Source organism: Ensifer sp. 2TAB8 (assembly GCF_052115125.1).
GTDB lineage: Bacteria > Pseudomonadota > Alphaproteobacteria > Rhizobiales > Rhizobiaceae > Ensifer.
This window is the reverse complement of sequence record NZ_JBFRGB010000027.1, coordinates 41,227-60,147: the sequence shown is the minus strand read 5'-3', so window position 1 is coordinate 60,147 and position 18,921 is coordinate 41,227. Positions and strand designations below refer to the sequence as shown.

18 protein-coding genes are annotated in these 18,921 nt (G+C 62.5%); 3 read left to right on the top strand and 15 right to left on the bottom strand.

The genetic code is table 11. From position 1 onward, the window contains the following. Position 1: 1 nt before the first annotated feature. From AB4Z53_RS29575 to AB4Z53_RS29555, 5 genes are all read right to left on the bottom strand, one after another. Positions 2-1,078, bottom strand: coding sequence for an LLM class flavin-dependent oxidoreductase (locus AB4Z53_RS29575; protein WP_441599020.1), 1,077 nt, complete (start codon positions 1,076-1,078; stop codon positions 2-4). Between the two features lie 34 nt (positions 1,079-1,112). Next, the gene (locus AB4Z53_RS29570) at positions 1,113-2,627 is read right to left on the bottom strand and encodes an aldehyde dehydrogenase (protein WP_441599019.1); all 1,515 of its coding nucleotides are present in this window, start codon (positions 2,625-2,627) and stop codon (positions 1,113-1,115) included. A gap of 1 nt (position 2,628) precedes the next feature. Beyond that, positions 2,629-3,621 carry a flavin reductase gene (locus AB4Z53_RS29565; RefSeq protein WP_441599018.1) on the bottom strand — a complete coding sequence of 331 codons (993 nt, stop codon included), beginning with the start codon at positions 3,619-3,621 and terminating at the stop codon, positions 2,629-2,631. A 180-nt stretch (positions 3,622-3,801) separates the two neighbouring features. Beyond that, positions 3,802-5,604 carry a helix-turn-helix domain-containing protein gene (locus tag AB4Z53_RS29560; protein WP_441599017.1) on the bottom strand — a complete coding sequence of 601 codons (1,803 nt, stop codon included), beginning with the start codon at positions 5,602-5,604 and terminating at the stop codon, positions 3,802-3,804. A 173-nt stretch (positions 5,605-5,777) separates the two neighbouring features. Continuing rightward, the gene (locus tag AB4Z53_RS29555; RefSeq protein ID WP_441599016.1) at positions 5,778-7,298 is read right to left on the bottom strand and encodes an amidohydrolase; all 1,521 of its coding nucleotides are present in this window, start codon (positions 7,296-7,298) and stop codon (positions 5,778-5,780) included. Between the two features lie 126 nt (positions 7,299-7,424). Between AB4Z53_RS29555 and AB4Z53_RS29550 the strand changes: the two genes are divergently transcribed. Together AB4Z53_RS29550 and AB4Z53_RS29545 are read left to right on the top strand one after the other, a co-directional pair. Next, positions 7,425-8,027 carry an amino acid synthesis family protein gene (locus AB4Z53_RS29550; protein WP_113540955.1) on the top strand — a complete coding sequence of 201 codons (603 nt, stop codon included), beginning with the start codon at positions 7,425-7,427 and terminating at the stop codon, positions 8,025-8,027. Positions 8,028-8,061: 34 nt separating this feature from the next. Beyond that, positions 8,062-8,544: an Lrp/AsnC family transcriptional regulator gene (locus AB4Z53_RS29545; protein ID WP_113540954.1), complete on the top strand. Its 483-nt coding sequence runs from the start codon at positions 8,062-8,064 to the stop codon at positions 8,542-8,544. A 110-nt stretch (positions 8,545-8,654) separates the two neighbouring features. On the opposite strand, the gene doeB is transcribed toward AB4Z53_RS29545, so the two are convergent. From doeB to ehuR, 10 genes are all read right to left on the bottom strand, one after another. Continuing rightward, positions 8,655-9,665, bottom strand: a complete 1,011-nt coding sequence (gene doeB / locus AB4Z53_RS29540; RefSeq protein ID WP_441599015.1) for a N(2)-acetyl-L-2,4-diaminobutanoate deacetylase DoeB — start codon at positions 9,663-9,665, stop codon at positions 8,655-8,657. A 3-nt stretch (positions 9,666-9,668) separates the two neighbouring features. Continuing rightward, positions 9,669-10,850: an ectoine hydrolase DoeA gene (gene doeA, locus AB4Z53_RS29535; RefSeq protein ID WP_441599014.1), complete on the bottom strand. Its 1,182-nt coding sequence runs from the start codon at positions 10,848-10,850 to the stop codon at positions 9,669-9,671. 34 nt (positions 10,851-10,884) lie between these two features. Further along, positions 10,885-11,877 (bottom strand): ectoine utilization protein EutC, encoded by a 993-nt coding sequence (gene eutC / locus AB4Z53_RS29530; protein WP_441599013.1) that lies wholly within the window; start codon positions 11,875-11,877, stop codon positions 10,885-10,887. Next, complete coding sequence (gene eutB / locus AB4Z53_RS29525) at positions 11,874-12,875, bottom strand: hydroxyectoine utilization dehydratase EutB (protein ID WP_113540950.1); 1,002 nt, start codon at positions 12,873-12,875, stop codon at positions 11,874-11,876. Before eutB ends, eutC begins: the two co-directional genes overlap by 4 nt. A gap of 2 nt (positions 12,876-12,877) precedes the next feature. After that, positions 12,878-13,654, bottom strand: a complete 777-nt coding sequence (eutA, locus tag AB4Z53_RS29520; RefSeq protein WP_441599012.1) for an ectoine utilization protein EutA — start codon at positions 13,652-13,654, stop codon at positions 12,878-12,880. Then, positions 13,654-14,316: an ectoine/hydroxyectoine ABC transporter permease subunit EhuD gene (ehuD, locus tag AB4Z53_RS29515; protein WP_441599011.1), complete on the bottom strand. Its 663-nt coding sequence runs from the start codon at positions 14,314-14,316 to the stop codon at positions 13,654-13,656. Before ehuD ends, eutA begins: the two co-directional genes overlap by 1 nt. Positions 14,317-14,318: 2 nt before the next feature. Continuing rightward, entirely contained in the window at positions 14,319-14,978 is a 660-nt protein-coding gene (gene ehuC / locus AB4Z53_RS29510; protein WP_441599010.1) for an ectoine/hydroxyectoine ABC transporter permease subunit EhuC, read from the bottom strand. A 70-nt stretch (positions 14,979-15,048) separates the two neighbouring features. Continuing rightward, positions 15,049-15,891, bottom strand: a complete 843-nt coding sequence (ehuB, locus tag AB4Z53_RS29505; protein ID WP_441599035.1) for an ectoine/hydroxyectoine ABC transporter substrate-binding protein EhuB — start codon at positions 15,889-15,891, stop codon at positions 15,049-15,051. A gap of 71 nt (positions 15,892-15,962) precedes the next feature. Then, a complete protein-coding gene (gene ehuA / locus AB4Z53_RS29500) occupies positions 15,963-16,748 on the bottom strand; it encodes an ectoine/hydroxyectoine ABC transporter ATP-binding protein EhuA (protein WP_441599009.1) in 786 nt (261 codons plus the stop codon). 122 nt (positions 16,749-16,870) lie between these two features. Beyond that, on the bottom strand, positions 16,871-18,256 hold the full coding sequence (ehuR, locus tag AB4Z53_RS29495; RefSeq protein ID WP_441599008.1) for a MocR-like ectoine utilization transcription factor EhuR: 1,386 nt from the start codon (positions 18,254-18,256) through the stop codon (positions 16,871-16,873). Between the two features lie 102 nt (positions 18,257-18,358). Here ehuR and AB4Z53_RS29490 point away from each other — a divergent pair, with 102 nt between their 5' ends. Further along, positions 18,359-18,841: an Lrp/AsnC family transcriptional regulator gene (locus tag AB4Z53_RS29490; RefSeq protein ID WP_441599007.1), complete on the top strand. Its 483-nt coding sequence runs from the start codon at positions 18,359-18,361 to the stop codon at positions 18,839-18,841. The last annotated feature ends 80 nt before the right edge of the window (positions 18,842-18,921 follow it).

The following is an 18,921-nucleotide window of genomic DNA, read 5'->3' as shown; positions in this document are numbered from 1 at the left end:
GTCAGGCTCCCACCGCAACGCGCTTCTGTTCCTTCTCACGCGCCGCGAAGAAGGGCATGACTTCCTTGACGAACAGCTCCAGCGTCCGCTTCTGCAGCTCGAACGGCAGATTGAAGGTCAGGCCCAAGCAATACTGATCGACGCCGGCAGCCTCGTAGACCAGCAGCTTCTCGATCGCTTCGTCCGGCGTACCGAACATCAGGTTCTTGCGGATATTTTCGGGGTTGTAGTTGTCCTTGCCCTTGACCGCTTCGTACGGCACCGCCTCGGGAAAGCCGTTGTGCACCGTGCCGATGTTCTGCATGAGGTTTTCGAAGGCGCGGCCGTAGTCCATGCTGTGCTTGACGGCGCGCTCCCAGCCGTCCGGCCGGTCGTAGACGCAGGTCCGGCGCTGCATCATGAAGCGCGGACGCGGTACTTCCGGATGGTCGGCGACGGCCTTGCGGAACTTCTCGGCGAGGACGTGGATTTCGGCCTCCGGAGCGGAAAGCGGCGTCGACAGGATGCTCGCGCCGTTCGCGATCGCCCAGTCGAAGGTTCCCGGATCGCGCGCCGCCACCCAGATTGGCGGGTGGGGCTGCTGCAGCGGCTTCGGCACCGCGGCCGTGACCGGAAAATTCCAGTATTGCCCCTCATGGGCATAGTCACCGGACCAGAGCTTCTTCACGGCCGGCACGATTTCCTTCATGTAGGCCACGCCCTCCTGCTGCGGCATGCCACCCGCCATGCGGTCGAACTCGTACTGGTAGGAGCCGCGCGCGATGCCGAACTCCAGGCGTCCATTGGTCAGGTGATCGCAGAGCGCCGACTCGCCGGCGAGCCGGATCGGGTTCCAATAGGGCGCGACCAGCGTGGAGGTCCCCAACCGGATGCGATCCGTGTGCTGTGCGAGCCAGACCAGCGTCTGGAACGGATTGGGGGAGATCGTGCATTCCAAAGTATGGTGTTCTGCGGTCCACAGCGCTTCGAAACCACCCTCGTCGGCAAGCCGCGCGAGTTGCAGCAAGTTGCTCTTCACCTGCTCCATCGGAATGTCGGGGGAGAAGCGTTCCATCGTGAGGGAAACTGCGAACTTCATGTTTTCTGCCTTTCCTTTGCCCGTACTTTTGCTGTCATTTCAGACGGATGACGAAGGGGTCCTGCATCGCGCCGGAGTAGTCGACGATGACGTTTTTCAATCGCGAGAACTCGTGCATGACCTCGAAACCGCCGCGCCGGCCGTACCCGCTTTCCTTGAAACCGCCATTGGCGGACATGAACGAAGCGGAGCGGTAGGTATTGATCCAGACGGTCCCCGCATCGATCCGGTTGGCGAAGCGCAGCGCCCGATCGATGTCCTTGGTCCAGATGCCGGAGGCGAGGCCATAGCGCGTATCGTTGGCGAGCTCGATCATCTCTTCCTCGTCGCGGAACGGCATGACGCCGACCACGGGACCGAAAAGCTCGTCGCGCATGAAGGTCATGTCGTTTTGCGCATCGATCATCACGGTCGGCTGGAAGTACCAGCCCCCCGGCGAAAGCCAGTGCTGCTGCGGGCGTCGCCCGCCGGTGGCAACACGCGCCCCTTCCTTGATGCCGGAGGCCACGTAGGATTCGACCTTGGAAAGCTGGTCGGCGAGCGCGAGCGGGCCGACATCGGTGTCGTCGCTGGACGGGAGGCCGACACGTATACGCTCCGTTCGAGCGACCAGCGCCTCGATAAAGCGATCGTAGACGCGCGCTTCGACAAAGCAGCGTGAACCCGCGACGCAAGTCTGGCCGGCGGCTGCGAAGACGCCCGAGACGACGCCGTTGACCGCATGTTCGATATCGACATCGCCGAAGACCACGTGAGGCGACTTGCCACCAAGCTCCATCGAGCAAGGAACAAGGTTTTGCGCGGCGTTTCCTGCTATGCGCCGACCGGTGGCCGTGCTGCCTGTGAAGACGTATTTCGCAATGCGGGGATGACGTGTCAGCGCCTCGCCTGCGCTCTGGCCCGTACCCGTCACGACATTGACGACGCCGGCGGGAAAGCCCGCCTCGTGAATCAATTCCGCAAGCGCCAGCGTCGAGGCGGTCGCATGTTCCGAAGGCTTGATGACGACCGTATTGCCGATCGCCAGGCACGGCGCCAGCGTACCGGTCAGAAGCATCAACGGCGAATTCCACGGCGTGATCATGCCGACGACGCCCAAGGGTTCGCGCAGGTTGAAGTTCAGCGTATCGAGACGATTGATCGGGATGGTCTCGCCCTGCAGCTTGTCGGCCATGCCCGCGAAATAGTGGTAACTGTCGGGCATGGAGCGCATCTGCGCCCGGGTTTCCTTCAGAAGTTTGCCGTTGTCGCGCGTCTCGATTTCCGCGAGCGTATCGGCATTGGCGCGAACGAGTTCGGCAAGCCGGCGCATCAGCGCGCCGCGATCGGTCTGCGTCATGCGGCGCCAGGTCGGATCGCGGAAGGCGGTGGCGGCAGCAGCCACTGCCGCACCGACATCGTCCGCATCCGCTTCGGCAAAATGATACCAGGGCTCACCCGTAGTCGGGTCGAAACTGGCGATGTAATTGCCGTTCTTCGGTGCCACAAACTGCCCGCCGATGAACAGCAGCTGGCGCGAACCCTCGATGGAACTGACCGTCGTCTTCATATCATTGTCCTTGGTCTTGGGAGGTCTGAAGCCAGGTGCGGGCTTCGCCGTCGATCATCGCCACGCGGCCGCCGTCGTCGGAATCCATGTAGATACCGAAGCGGCCCGCCTGCCGCTCGCGCACGTAGCGGCGCAGCATGGATCGCAGTTCGTGCGTCGCGATCGCTTCGTCAGGAAGATCGTCGAGCGGAAAGAAGCGCAGATCGGATGGCAGGCTCGTGCCGCCGCCCTCGCCCGCCAGCCGGGCACGATAGACAAGGTAGCCCGGGTCACTGTCGGCAACATCGAAAACCGAGTAGAGGAAGGTCTCATCCGGGACGAGGCTGAGCGCGTCGCCACCATCGATGACGAGCTGGCTGTCCGCCTTGCGGCGCCGTGCTGAAGGCAGAACCCAGCCGCCCTTGCCATCCGAGCGCAGGAGCAGGCCGTCACCGGCCTCGATCAGATAGCCGATGATCATTCCATGCGATGCGAGCCAGCCGCTCGGCAGCGGGTCTTTCACACTGGCATAGCGGCCGCGGCAGAAGCCGAGCGGTGCGGTGGGGCTGGTCCCGAATGCCCTAACCTGGCCGATCAGGATCGCATGATCGCCGGCGTCCACGGTGTTGAAAGTCGTGCAGTCGAACCAGGTCAGGCTGTCGGTCAGGACCGGCGCGCCCGTGTGGATATGATCATGCGTCACCGACTGGAACTTGTCGGGGGATTTCGAGGCAAAGTTTCCGGAGACGTCAACCTGTCCTTCATGGAGGATATTGACCGCAAAACATCCCGCATTGGTGAAGGCAGGATAGCTCGACGCGGATTTCGCGACGCAGACCAGTAGCAGCGGCGGATCGAGCGAAACCGACGTGAAGGAATTCGCCGTCATTCCACGCGGCGTGCCGTCTTCGTCGCGGGTGGTGATGACGGTGACACCGGTCACGAACGTGCCGAAAGCGCGACGAAGCGCAATCGGATCAATCGGCACGTCCGTCGATGCTGCTGTCTCAACCATGCGCTTCTCGCCTCCTCGCCATCAAGTTGGTTGGAGGCTAACGCCGTCATGGCGACCATGCTTCCATGGCTTCAAAGGAGAGGAAAAAGAACTTCTCCATCGATCCCGAGGAGACGATCGAAGGCCGAGAAAGCGGGTGGCGACGAAGTCGCAAGGCGGCTCTCGCCCGATGACGATATGCTAGTTGCTGGCGGTGGAGCGGTTGTCGATGACGCCGTGCAGGCGGATCGCAAGCTCGACGGCAAAGCGCTTTTCTGGCGTCTCGACATCGACCCCGAACAGCTCCTGGATGCGCGCCAACCGATAGCGCAGCGTCGTCACATGCAGGCCCATCGCATCGGCACAGGCCTGATTGCGGCAACCTTCCTGCAGATACACCGACAAGGTTTCAAGGTAGGGAGTACCGTTGTCCCGGTCGTGGTCGGCAATTGCGCCCACGCTCTCCTGCACGAAGCCGCGCACGTCACCCGCCTCGCAGGCGGCGACCAGCATCGGCAGCGGACCGAAATCCTGGGCGGAGACCGCCCCGGTCAGGCCGAAGGAACGTCCGATGCGGATCATCCGGGCACAGCGCTCCCAGGCTGGCGGATAGTCCGACAGGGTCGCACACCGGTTGCTGGCGACGACGATGGGCGCCTCATCGAAGTAGCGGCCGAGTTCCTCGGCGATGCGCCGGGCGAGCTTTGTCGTGCGCTCCTGCCGCTTACCCGTATCATGGGGGACGAGGCAGACGACGCCGCCCTCGACCGCGATCAGGTTCGCCTGAACGGACGCCTGCTGCATGACACGCGATAGCGTGTGCTCCACATCGACGGAAGCGCCGCCAAATGCCTTCGTCTTGTCCGGAAAATCGACGACGATCATCTGTTGAGGCGTTGAGAAGCTGAGCCCGAGCCGTTGAGCCCGCTGGGCGACATCGCCGGCATTGCGCCATCGCGCCTCCACGACCTCGAAGAGGAGTTCGGTCTGCGTTCGGGTCTCGAAGCGAAACCGGATGAAGCTTCGCATCATTTGCACGCTCAATGCGAACTTGGCGCTGTCGAGCATCAGGAGATCGAGATCGCTGAATTCGCGCGTCGTCGGGAAGATGATCAACGCTCCAACCAGTTGATTGTCGACCATCAGCGCTTCGACGCGGGCGGTTATCTTGAACCGTTGCATGCCGTCGTCGAGGTAGAGGTTCACGGCATCGGCCGTCCCGCGCTCGACGGCGTCACGAGCTGCCTTCATCAGCGGTCGGCTAAGGACGCCAGAGGCCGCCTGCTGCCAACTGGCCTCGTCGTAAAGCGCGTTCGGCGAGCGGCCGGCGACGACCTGATTGGCTGTAAAATCAACGACTACGGCTGGATTCGGCAACATCATCCCGACCATCGTGGAAAGCGATGCGACCGACCCATCGCTCAACACATGTTCGAGCAGAGACGTATGTGCCTCCAGTGCGCGTTCCAGCCGCTGGGCAGATCGCTTCTCGGTTTCGAGACGGTGTTCCCGTTCGACGGCGATGGCGCCGAGGTGGATGATCGTGCCGAGAAAGGCGAGGTCGTCTTCCGACACCTCGGTCACCTCGCGGGCGATGACGCTCAGGACCATCGGGCGCCCTTCGGCATCCCTGCAGTTCATCGGCATGACGAGCACCGTTCGATAGTCGCGCTCGAAGGCTTCTTTTCGATAGCCAGGAAAGTCGCCCGACTCGCGCGCATCCCGGATGTAGACGGGCTCGTTGCGCTGCAAGGCGATCAGCGAGGGGCTGGTCGCCAGCTCCCATTTATCGGGCAGCTGCCGTTCTATCAGCGTTGGGTCATAGCGGACGATGACATAGGCATAGCCATGCGCAGCATCGATGCCCATGATCGACCCCAGCGCCCAGTTTGCATGGCGGCATGCGGCAACGATGAGCTGCTGCAGCGCCGTCTGAAGGTCGCTACCGCTGTTGATCTGGCTCGCGACGTCGCGCAGCGACAAAATCCGGGACTTCTGATCCAAATGCCTCGCCTCTTGATTTCTATCAATCAACATGCGCACCGACACCGGACAAGTCTACTTCGTTTCGATGGATATCTCCGGTCAAACTTTCTATGAAAGGTAGTACCTGCAAACGCCGAGTTCGTGGCCATCGAACTGCCGATGACCACGAAGCCCACGGCTCAATTCAGGCTTCAGTCAACACTTGCTTTTTCGAGCACCGAGATCGCCAGAACCTTCGCGCCCGTCTTGATGGAAATCTCCGGGGCCGGAGCGAAAAATGGCGAATGATTGGAGGGAACGGGCCTGTTCTCTTGGCTGGCTTTTTCGACCTGTTCAGGTGAGCTTCCGCCAACCCAATAGAAAATGGAAGGCACGCCGGCTTCTATGAACTCGGGATAGGTTTCGACGCCTAGCGTCGGCTGGACCGCGGCCGGAACGTACTCGACGCCATCAAAGGACGCATCCAGTGCCGGCTTGATATCGCCGATCAGCTGTGACGAATTCGTGCCGGCCACAGCGCCGCCGCCGATACGCAGCAGTTCGGGTTCCGGCGCCTTGGCCGATTGCGCGGTCGTTTCCGCAACGCGCTGCATCGCCTCCAGCAGCAGCTTGCGCGTCTCCGGCGTCGTCGAACGCATGGTCAACTTCAGCTTGGCCTGGTCCGGGATGATGTTGCCCGCGGTCCCCGCCTGAAAACTTCCGATCGTGATCACTCCCGGTTCACGAGGATCTTTCTCGCGGCTGACGACCGCCTGGATATCGGTGACGAAACGGGAACCCAGGACGATCGGATCGATCGAGAGATGCGGCGCGCTGCCGTGGGCTCCGCGACCCTTGAAGGTCAGGTCGAACGTATCGGAGTTCCCGCTGAAGGCACCGTCTTTCACAGTGATCTTGCCGGCAGGATCACCGTTGACGTGCATGGCGAAGCCGAAATCCGGCTTCGGAAACTTCTCGAACAGGCCTGCCTTCAGCATGGCCGTTGCGCCGCCGCCGATTTCTTCGGCCGGTTCACCGACGAGCAGCAGCGTTCCTTTCCAGTCATCCTTCATCTCGACCAGCAATTGGGCCGCCCCAAGCCATGACGTCATATGGATATCATGGCCGCAGCTATGGGCGACAAAGACCTTTGCCGTCTCATCTGTGTTTCCGGGCCATTGGGTTGCCGCCACCTGTACGCGGCTGGCGTAATCGAGCCCGGTCTTTTCCTCCATCGGCAGCGCATCGAGTTCGGTTCGGAGCATGATCGTCGGGCCGTCGCCATTCCTGAAGACACCGACGAGACCGGTATCCACACCGAAGCCGACGGTCACCTCGAAGCCGAGCTTTTCCAGTTCCCCAGCCAGTCGCTTTGCCGTCCGCGTCTCATGAAAGCCAAGTTCGGGATTGGCGTGGAGATCCTTGTAGACCTTCTCAAGCTCCGGATACTTCTGCTCGATGAGCGTATCGAGCCTTGCGCTCTCGGCGTAAGCAACGCCCGCGGAAAGCTGCAGAACAAGCATCAAAGCAGTCGTGTTCGCCAGTATCGTCTTCATTTGGTTCCCTTCCATCTGGTGGTCGCCTGTTGGCGGGGCCATGATGGGCGGGCGCGGAGACGGGGGCATTCTCACGGACGGAGGAATACCGATGCCATTTTTTCTCCCCTCTGAACTAATGGCCGAAATTCCTCGAAAAGAACGGCGATGATTTAGATTTTGCTCATTAAGCGACATGCGTTCCGCGCAGGGACCTGCTTGTTTTTGCAGGAACGATCGGCGCCCACTTCCTCGAAACAGCGGAAGAAATATGCAAGCGCCCCGGTAAGTTGCCGCAGGTTTCCACTATCAGCGGCGTTCCAAATGACCCTCGGCATCAGAAAAATTTGCACCTTCCTGGAAGAAACCCTCGTCGAAGGCGGCAAGGCGGCGCCGCGCCCGGTCAACATCGTGGTGGTGGCTGCGGTTATCCAGAACCCCTGGGCGGGGCGGGGCTTTGTCGAAGATCTGCGGCCGGAAATCACTCGCATCGCCGGTGAACTCAGCATGGAGATGACGGACCGGCTGCTCCGCCAGATGGCGGCGGACAGGATCGAGGCTTGCGGCAAGGCCGCGGCCGTCGGCATCGCCGGCGAAATTGAACATGCCTCGGCAATGATCCACACGCTGCGCTTCGGCAATCCCTTCCGCGAGGCAATCGGCGGCACCAACTACCTTGAATTCGCCAACACCCGCAATGCGCCAGGTGCGCTCTTGTCGCTGCCGATGATGCACAAGAGCGAGAACGGCAGGCGATCGCACTTCCTCACCGCCAACTTCCAGATCGCCGACGCCCCAGGGCCGGACGAGATCATCGTCGCCATCGGTGCCTCCGACAGCGGCCGCGCCCATGCCCGCATCGCCGACCGCTTCCAGGACATGGCCGAGATGGAAGCCGAAAAAGCGGCATCGCAGAGCAGCACTTGATAAGAGCGAGCGTTCGGCGGCGCAGGAGCTTGCCATGAAACTCGATGCGATCGACCTGCGTATTCTGGATGCGATCCAGCGCAATGGCCGTATTACCAAGCTTGCGCTCGCCGAAACGGTCGGGCTTTCTCCGACGCCCTGTTGGATACGGCTGCGCAAGCTGGAAAAGGCTGGCGTCGTCTGCGGCTATCACGCACGCATCTCCATGCGAAGCATCGCACCGGTTGCCAACGTCATGCTTGAGGTGACGCTCGCCAACCATCGCCAAGCCGATTTCGACAGGTTCGAACGGGCGATCCGGGATATGTCCGAGGTCGTCTGTTGCTGGTCGGTCGGGGGCGGCGTCGACTACATCCTAAAACTGGTCACCGCAGATATCGACGCCTACCAGCGCCTGATCGACGCGCTGCTCGATCGCGAGCTCGGCATCGCTCGCTACTTCACCTACATCGTCACCAAGACCGTGAAGGAAGAACCGACGCTTCCCGTGTCATTGTTGGTCACCGATGCGACCTAGCTGGTCTCTCACCGTAGCGTACTCGTGCTTCGGAGCAGAGCGCGCCAGATACTGGCTCGCTCTGCCAAGCCAAGCGGCACTCGCCGCCCACGCGCCCCGGGCGGCCAAGCTTATCCCGTGACAATGGTTGCCAGCACGCTGACGCAATCTCCGGATTTGACGAGACCGGGGAAATGGCGAGCGACAAGGATGCCGTCCATCTTCGCATGCACCTCCAACGGTTGAGCGCCCGTGCGGCCGACGGGGTAGATGCGGGCGACAACCTGCCCGCTCTTCACCGTATCGCCGAGATCGACGAACGGTTCGATGAGGCCGCCATCCTCGGCGAAGGAAAAGCAATTGCCGTCCGGCATGTCGAGCCACGTGGTTTGTGCAGCGTCGATCGGCCCTTTTACGATACCTGCCGCCTTCAGCACGTTCGAAACGCCCGTCTTGGCGATGGCAGCACTCCTGGCCGTCGCCGTCCCACCGCCGCCGAGCTCGGTGGTAATGAAGACCTTGCCCATCTCCTCCGCCGCCGTGTCGTACATTCCGACGGCATCGATCTCCAGCATCTTCATCGACCAGGGGGCACCGAAGGCGCTGACGAGGGCGAAGGCTTTTTCCTCCTGCGCCTTGTCTGGCAGGATGTGGGCCGCGCAGAAGGGCAGGAAATCGAGCGTCTTTCCGCCCGAATGGAAGTCGAGCACGATATCGGCGAGCGGCAACAGCACCCGCTGGAAATAGTCGGCGATCTTCTGGGTAACCGTGCCGTCCGGCGCACCCGGAAAGCTGCGGTTCATGTTGCCCTTGTCGATCGGCGAGGTGCGCGTGCCGGCGAGGAAGGCCGGATAGTTCATCGCCGGCATGATGATGACGCGGCCCGTCACGTCCTCGGCTTTGAGCTTACGGGCGAGATCGAAGAGCGCAATCGGCCCTTCATACTCGTCGCCGTGATTGCCGCCGGTGAGAAGGGCCGTCGGGCCCTCCCCGTTCTTGACGACCGTCACCGGGATCATCACCGAGCCCCAGGCGGAATCGTCGCGGCTGTAGGGCAGACGCAGGAACCCGTGCTGCACGCCTTCGGCCAAAAAATCGACTGTAGCGCTGATCGGCGAAGGACGAAGCGAAACCTCCCGCATGGCTTAGTCCTTCACGAGAAGCTTGCGCGGCACGTTGGCGAGGCACTCGACGCCGCTCTCGGTGATCAAGATGCTTTCCGTGGTCTCGAAGCCCATGTCCTCGAGCCACAGCCCCGTCATGAAGTGGAAGGTCATGCCCGGCTTCAGTTCGCTCCGGTCGCCGGGGCGCAGGCTCATCGTGCGCTCGCCCCAGTCCGGCGGATAGGACACGCCGATGCCGTAGCCCGTGCGGTTGTCTTTTACGATGCCGTACTTCTTCAGCACGGCAAAGAAGGCGTTGGCGATATCCTCGCAGGTATTGCCGGGTCGCGCTTTTTCGAGGCCGGCCTCCATGCCCTCCAGCGTCGCCTTTTCCGCGTCGAGGAACGCCTGCGTCGGTTTGCCGAGGAAGACGGTGCGCGAGAGTGGCACGTGGTAGCGATGGTAGCAGCCGGCAATCTCGAAGAAGGTGCCCTCGCCTGTCTTCATCGGCCGGTCGTCCCAGGTCAGGTGCGGTGCAGAGGCCTCCACGCCCGAGGGCAAGAGGGGCACGATCGCCGGATAATCGCCGCCGATGCCGTCGACGCCACGGGTTCCGGCATCATAGATTTCCGCGACCAGATCGCATTTGCGCATGCCGACCTCGATCTTGTCGAAAATGCGCTCATGCATCTTTTCGACGATCCTTGCGGCGTTGGTCATGTAGCCGATTTCCGCCTCGCTCTTGACCGCGCGCTGCCAGTTTACGAGGGCGGTCGCATCGACGAAGCGGGCATTCGGCAGGTGCTTCACAAGCGAAGCGAAGGCGGCGGCGGAGAACCAGTAATTGTCCATCTCCACGCCGATCGTCAGCTTGTCGAGACCGCGTTCGGCAAGCTTGCCCGAGAGGTAATCCATCGGGTGGCGCTCGGTAGACTGCACATAGTGGTCCGGATAGCCGATGATGTTCTCGTGCTTGAGGTAGGCGGTGAACTTGGCGCCGTTGGCATCCTGGCCGCGGCCATACCAGATCGGTTCGCCCGTCGGCGGCACGACGACGCATTGGTGCACGTAGAAGGACCAGCCGTCATAGCCGGTCAGCCAGTTCATGTTCGACGGATCGCTGACGATCAGCACATCGATGCCCTTGGCCTCCATAGCTTTCCGCGTTTTTTGAAGACGCGCTTCATACTCCGGAAGTGAGAACTTCAGGTTCGCTTGTTTCATCGGTTTTTCCTCTATACCCGGCGAAAAGCCGGTCTCAACTCTCGAAGATCGTGCCGGCGCCCGCCGCTGCCGCGCGGGCGGCAGCAAGCGTTGCGATGGCCGTGTCCTGAATGCCCGTGCCGGTCAGGTCCGCCACGGTGATCTGCTCGGGGCCGCTACGGCCCGGCTTGCGCCCGGCGATGATCTCGCCGAGTTCGGGGAAGATGGTGCCCTCCGCCACGAGGCCCGCTTCGATGGCATGGTGCAGTTCGCCAAGCCTGCGCGTCTGCTTGAGGCTGTCGGCGACATAGAGGCCGGCGCCGGTGACAATGGCGGGCTCGATCTCGTTCTTGTGTTCGGCGTCCGACCCCATGGCCGTGACATGCTGGCCGGGCCTGAGCCAATCGGTCTGAAGTACCGGTGTTTCGGAAGGCGTGGTGGTGACGATGATCTCGGCGCCATCGACCGCAGCGCGGCCGTCGGCCTCCGCTCGAACCGGAAAGCCGAGCTTCACCGTCAAGTCCGCTGCGGCGGCCTCGGCTTTCGCAACATCCCTCGCCCAGATGCGCGCTTCGCGGATCGGCCGCACGAGGCTTAATGCCTCAAGCTGCAACCTTGCCTGCATGCCTGCGCCGAAGATGGCGGCAACCGTGGCATCCGAGCGCGAAAGGTGCCGAGCCGCGACTGCGCCGGCCGCGGCGGTGCGCACATCCGTCAGGTAGCCGTTGTCGAGCAGCACGGCCTCTACCAGGCCGGTTTTCGCGGAAAGCAGGACCATCAGACCGTTGGTACTCGGCAAGCCGATCTGCGGATTGTCAAAGAAGCCAGGACTGATCTTGATGGCGAAACCGTCGAGACCGGGCACGTAGGCGGTCTTCACATCCACCTCACCGCGCACCTCGGGCATGTCGAGCCTAAGGATCGGCGGCATGGCGACCGCCTTTGTGGCGAGTGCGTGAAATGCCTCCTCAACACACGCGATGGCCGCAAGATCGAGCGGGACGATGCGCCGCAGTTCTGCCTCGGTGAGAATCTTCATCGTCGTCATGCCGCTGCCTCCGCAAGCGGATCGACCCCACCATTGATGACCCGCCGGTGCAGGTCCATGTCGACATTGCGGCCGGAGAGGATGACCGCCACTGGCCCGCTCAGCCGGCCAAGCCGCCCGGAAAGCAGGGCTGCAATGCCGACGGCCGCTGCCCCCTCGATCACCTCGCGCTCCGCGGCATAGGCGTGCCTTATGCCGGCCGCGATCTCTTCCTCCGTAAGCAGGACCACGTCATCGAGCAGCGCTCGGCACATTTCGAAGGTCACGGCGTTGTCGAGGCCGATGCCGCCACCGAGGGAGTCGGCAAGACTTGCCACCTCCTCGACCTGCATCGGCCGCCCCGAGTCAAGGCTCGCCTTCATTGCAGCACCCCGATCCATAGTGAGGCCGATGACGCGGGTCTTCGGTGACCGCGCTTTCACGGCCGCGGCGACACCGGCCGCGAGCCCGCCGCCCGAAAGCGGCACAAGAACCATCGCCACGTCCGGCATCGCGTCAACGATCTCCAGGCCGAGCGTACCCTGGCCGGCGACCACGGCGCGGCTGTCGAAGGGTGGCACCATGACGAGACCGTCTTCGGCCACCAGCCGATCCACCTCGACCTGCGCCTCATCCTGCGACTTGCCGACAATCAGGACATTGGCGCCGAGCCTGCGGATCTCCGACACCTTGTTGTCGGGCACGAGCCTGGACATGCAGATCGTCGCGACTGATCCTTCGGCCTTGGCGGCATGAGCGAGCGCCCGGCCGTGATTGCCCGTAGAGGCGGCGACGACACCCCTCGCCCGCTCTTCTGGCGTCAGCGAGAGCACGGCATTCGTGGCGCCGCGGAGCTTGAAGCTGCCCGTCGTCTGGTGATGCTCAAGCTTGAGGCCGACAGGCACACCGCAGCGCTCGGAAAGCGAAGCGGAAAGCACGAAAGGCGTATTCAGGACCCGACCGTCGATGCGCCGGGCCGCCTGTTCGATATCCGCCAATGTCACAGGGAGGTTCGACATCGCTATTGATCCGAATAGGCAAGCGTCATGAGCTGCCCGAGCTGCGGACGCGATGTCTCATTGCCGCAGAGCCGCAGGCAAGCCCAGGCTGTGGCTAGGTTGCTGGTGACGACCGGCTTTCCGATGACGGCCTCAATCTCTGCCGCGACGCCTGCCGCCCGAACAGCCGTGCAAGATATGAAGAGCGCGTCGCTATCGGGTGCAGTCGCTTGCCTCGCGAAGGCAACGACTTCGTCCGGGGAAATGCGTGCCATCTCCCGGTCGTCGGTGAGGCCGAGGTAGGTGAAGCGGGCGATGTCGAAGCCGAGTGACAGGAAGTAGTCCGCCATCGGCTTGCTGGTTTCGATCGTGTAGGGGGTCAGCACGGAAATGCGCTTCGCGCCGAACGCCTTGAGGCCGGAGGCAGCTGCCGCAGTGGGCGTGACGACGGCGGCACTCGGTTTGGCGGCGCGCACGGCAGCCTTCACTTCAGCGTCGCCGATGACGACGGAGGCGGAGGTGCAGGAATACATGACGACGTCGAGGGGCTCGTCCGGCAGGATCAGCGCGGCCGCGGACGTCAGCGAGGGCTGCATGGCGCGCAGGTTCTCCGGCGTCACGGGATTGGCATAGGGAATGCGGGTCGTGTAGACGCCGATCCGCTCGCTTGCCACCATGCGCTGGAAGTCCACTTCCGTCGTGTGGTCGGTTGCAAGGATGATCAGGCCAACGCGTTTGTGAAGCGGACGGTCGTCCAGCTTCGGCGCGCGCGAGGCGAGAGTAAGGTCGAACGACTGCATCAGCGTTCCTCCACTCGGGCGTAACGTTCTTCCAGCCAGCGCAGGAAGACGACGGAGATCAGGCTCATGATCAGGAAGAAGACCCCGACCAGCGTCATCGGCTCGATATAGCGATAGCTGCTGTTGGCGACGCTCTTCGCCTGGTTCATCAGCTCGAGCACGGTGATGGCGGAGAGCAGCGGCGTCTCCTTGAACATGGCGATGAGATAGTTGGCGAGCGCCGGGATCATCGGCGGGATCGCCTGCGGCAGAATGACGTGGATCCAGGTCTGGCGGCCGGTCAGGTTCGTCGCCTTCGCCGCCTCCCATTGGCCGCGCGGCACGTTCTCGATACCGGCCCGGTAGACCTCCGCCGCATAGGTTCCATAGTGGAGCCCAAGGCCGATGATGCCCGCAAGCATCGCCGGCAGGCGAATGCCGATATCCGGCAGGACAAAGAAGATGAAATAGAGCTGCACAAGCAGCGGCGTGCCGCGGATGAACTCGACGATGAAGGTTGTGGTCTTCGCGATCGGTTTCGGCGCGGTCATGCGCAGGATGGCAAAGACGAGGCCGATGGTGGCGGCGAGTGCCGCGCCGAACACGGTTGCCAAAATGGTGATCTTCAGGCCCTCAAGCAGGGTCGGCATGATTTCCCACACGAAATTCCAGTCCCATTCCATCGTCAGGTCCTCACGCCATCGAGGCCGCGCGTTACCCGACGTTCCAGCCAGCGCATGCCGTGGGAGATGGCGAGTGCCATCAGGAAATAGAGCACGAGGATCGTTGCAAACGGAATGAGCGTGCTGCCGGTCTGAGCCCGCACCACCTGCGCCTGGAAGGTCATGTCGGTGAGCGAAATGAGCGAGACTACGGCCGTGCCCTTCAGAAGTTCGATCGCATTGTTGCAGAAGGTCGGGAGCATCAGCGGCAAGGCCTGCGGAAGGATGACGTAACGCATCGACTGATAGCGGGAGAGATTGAGCGCAATGCAGGCCTCGCGCTGCTCGCGGCCGATCGCCTTGACCGCGCCGCGCACGACTTCAGCCCCATAGGCTCCGACATTCAGCCCCAGCGCCAGAACGCCGGCCTGAAGCGGCGACAGCGTGACGCCGGCGAAGGGCAGCACGAAGTAGACCCAGAAGAGCTGAACGAAGATCGACGTGCCACGGAAAAACTCGATATAGGTGGTGGCAAGCGCGCGAACCGCCAGGAAGCGACTGACGCGCCCGAGGCCGGCCACAAACGCCATGACGACGGCGAGCATCGAGCCAAGCACGGTGAGCTCAAGCGTCACGAGCGCGCCTTGCAGGATCAGCCCTATGTAACCGTTCCAGTCGGTCATCCGTTCTTCCATGTAGCAAGGAGATGGCTGCCTCTCCCCAGTCCGGGGAGAGGACGATGTCCTGCGGCGCCTACTTGGCGGCGCAGAGCTTTTCGCGTGTCGTCGACATCGCGGCTGCAGCCGAGAAGCCGTAGGGCTCGATGATCTTGGCAAATTCGCCCGATTGCTTGAGCTTGGCAAGTTCCACGTCGAAGGCGTCGCGCAAGGCTTCCTCACCCTTTTTGAAGGCTGCGCCATCGCAATAGACCGGAGCACCTACCACCGGGGCGACGACCTCGACGCTGGGGTCATTCGCCTTGCTGACGAGATCGTTGATCGAGAGCACCGGCAGGGAATAGACGTCGATACGGCCATCCTGCAGCATCTTCAGGCCGCTCTGGCCATCCGGCACGACAATGACGCGATCACGCGGAACGCCGGCTTCGAGCGCGAGCTTCTCTTCCGTGCCGCCGCCTGGCGCACCGATCCTGGCATCCGGATTGTCGGCGATATCCTTGTAGCTCTTGAGCTTGAGCGGGTTGCCCTTCTTCAGCGCGAAGGCTTCGGCGTCGCACAGGATCGGCTCGGAATAGGCGACGGCGTTGCAGCGCTCCGGCTTCATGAAAAGGCCGGCGGTAATGACATCGTGGCGCCCGGCCTGCAGACCCGGGATCATCGCGCCATATTCCGAAATCGAGGCGACGATGTCTTCGACGCCGAGGCGCTTGAAGACCTCGCGCGCCACGTCCGGTGCGGCACCGGAAACCTTGCCGTCGGCGGCAACTGCCGTAAAGGGCGGTTCGTTGGCGATGGCCACACGCGCAAAACCCTGTTCCTTCAACTCCTCAAGCTTACCGTCGGCCCAAGCCGGCGCCGCGGCAACGACTGCCGTCAGGGCGCCCGCGCCGGCGGCCATGGTCAAAAAGGTCCTCATGCTCATAGTTGCGAACTCCTCTGGCTGTCCCTGTTGTTGTTTGGAGCCTTGTTTCCAGGTGGCAGAGCCACTCAGACGCGGTGCCCTGCCGCAATGATCTTGCGCAGGAAGGTCTGCGTGCGTTCCTGCTTGGGATTGCGGAATATCTCGTCCGGCTTGCCTTCCTCGACGATCTTGCCGCGGTCGAAGAAGAGGATGCGGTCGGCAAAGTCGTGGGCAAAGCCCATCTCGTGGGTGACAAGCAACATGGTCATGTCGGTCTCGACGGCGAGCTTGCGCATGACGTTCAGCACCTCTTCGACCAGTTCCGGGTCGAGCGCGGAGGTCACCTCGTCAAACAGCATGATCTTCGGCGAGAGCGCGAGCGCCCGGGCGATCGCAACACGCTGCTTCTGACCACCGGACAATTGCGCCGGCATGCTCTTGGCCTTGTCGGCCATGCCCACCATGTCGAGAAGCTCCATCGCCCGCCTCTCCGCCGCCGGCTTCGCGACGCCTTTCGTCAGCATCGGCGCCAGCGTGACGTTGTCGAGCACACATTTGTGCGGGAAGAGATTGAAGTGCTGGAAGACCATGCCGATCTTCTCGCGCATCTTGTGCAGATGACGATCGTCGGCCGGCGCGAGGCTGCCATTCTTCGGCATGTGAAAGAGCTGGTCGCCGTCGACCTCGATATGGCCGCCGCTGATCGCTTCCAATGTCATGAGAATGCGCAGGATCGTCGTCTTGCCCGAGCCGGACGGGCCGATGAGCGCCAACTTTTCTCCGGGCAGCACGTCCATCGACAGACCGTCGATTACGGTCAGCGGGCCGTAACGTTTGGTGATGTTGTCGATGCGGATGATCGGCGCTGCCATGCATGTCTCTCCCTATTGAGACAAGTGATGGCGCAACGATGCGCGGCAATCAAAATCATGTCAATCCGAATAATAATATCAGTACAATTATTGTTCGACTGCCCAATTGGCGGGCATTCCATTCAAATCGCGAGCAGCAACGCCTCCGGGTTTCCGCTGGCCAAGGAAGCGAGAATGCCGAGACCGGTGCGCAGTTCCTGCTCGGTCGTCGAGCCCAAAGATATGCGCACCGCCGGATGCCAGCCCTGGTCCGCCGTGCGGAAGGAAGAGCCCGGCGCAATCGCGACACCCCGCAAGCGGGCCTGAGAGACGAACCCTTCTTCCGTATGCCCCTCCGGCAACGGCAACCACACATGCAGGCTCTGCGGATGGCTGTAATAGGGCAGGCCCGCCAGCGCCTCCTCCGCGATCGCGTGGCGAACACCGAGCGCCCGGCGCTGCCAGTTGACGAGTTCCATCGCCGTGCCGTCACTGACCCAGAGCGTTGCGATCTCCGCAATCGACGGCGTTGCCATCCAGTTGGAGACGAGATGACGATTTGCGACGGCCGCGACGTAACGGTCCGGCGCGGCAAGATAACCGATGCGCAGGCCCGGCACCGTGATCTTGGTGAAGCTGGTGACGTAGAGCGTACGCTCCGGGGCATAGGCCGCGATCGGCGGCGCGCGGCCTTCCACCAGCGGCCCCAGAATGTCGTTCTCGATGATCGCGATATCGTGGCGCCGCGCGACCTCGGCAAGTGCCTGCCTGCGCTCGGCGCCCATCAAGGCCGCTGTCGGGTTGATCACCGAGGGCTGCAGAAAGACGGCGCGAATGACACCTGTTCGGCAAGCTTCATCAAGGGCTTCGGGGATCATGCCTTCGCGATCGATCGGCAGGCCCTCGAGATGAAGGCCGAGATAGCTGGAAAGCGGCACGAGCGTGTGGTGGCTGATCGCTTCCGTCGCAACGGTCGAGCCTGGCGGAGCGACGCTCATCAGCGCCACCGTCATGCCCGAGGTGGCTCCGTTGGTGAGGCTGATGTTGAGCGGAGACGCATCAAGTCCGCAACGCGACAGCCATTCGGCCGCAACATTGCGATGGCGCGGGAAAACCATGTTGGGCCGGAAGGACAGCGCCGAGCTCGAAGGCAGGTTTTCCGCCAGCCACCCGAAGGCCGCACGCATGCGTTCCAGATGGAGCTGCTCGCACACGGGCTTGAGGATCGAAAGATCGACAAGCTCGCCGAGACGTTCGGGCAGATAGGGCGGCTCGGGTTCCTTCGGCCTTGTCTGCACAAAGGAGCCACGGCCGATCTCGCCCGATATCAGCCCCCGTCGGATCAGCTCGTCATAGGCACGGCTGACGGTCTGCACGGAAAGCTTCAGGTCGTCGGCAAGCTTGCGATGGGGCAGAAGCCGCGTACCGTTCGGCAAGTGGCCTTCCTGGATGGCGCGAGCGATCTGCTCGGCGAGGGAGAGATAGGCCGGCCGGCGCAATTGGGATATGTCGGGTCGCCAGTTTGTCATGATTTCAACAGTGCTCAAATTCAGTTCAATTGACAACGTCAAAATGCCTCACCATTGTCTTTTTCTCGGCTTTGACATGACCCCCGCCCGGAGGGCGCCTGAATGAAACTCGACGCCATCGACCTGCGCATCCTGGAAGCAATCCAGGAAAACGGGCGCATCACCAAGCTGGCGCTCGCGGAAAAGGCGGGGCTTTCGCCAACGCCCTGCTGGCTGCGCCTGCGCAAGCTGGAAAAGGCAGGCATCGTGATGGGTTATCATGCCCGCGTTGCGGTCAGACGCGTTGCGCCGGTTGCCAGCGTGATGATGGAAGTGACGCTCGCCAACCATCGGCAGACGGATTTCGAGCGATTCGAGCGGGCCGTCGCGACAACGCCTGAAATCATCGCGTGCTGGTCGGTCGGCGGCGGCGTCGACTACATCCTGAAGATCATGGCGCCCGATATCGACGCCTACCAGCGCCTTGTCGACAGCCTGCTCGACCGTGAACTCGGCATCGACCGCTACTTCACCTACATCGTCACCAAGACGGTGAAGGAGGAGACCGTGCTTCCGCTCGAGATGTTGCTTCCCGCCTCCGAATAGAGAGATTGTCTACGGCCGGCCCCACCTTTGGCCAAAGTCTCTGGCCGCCACCCCGGCAATAGACAATCTGTCCCTCGCCC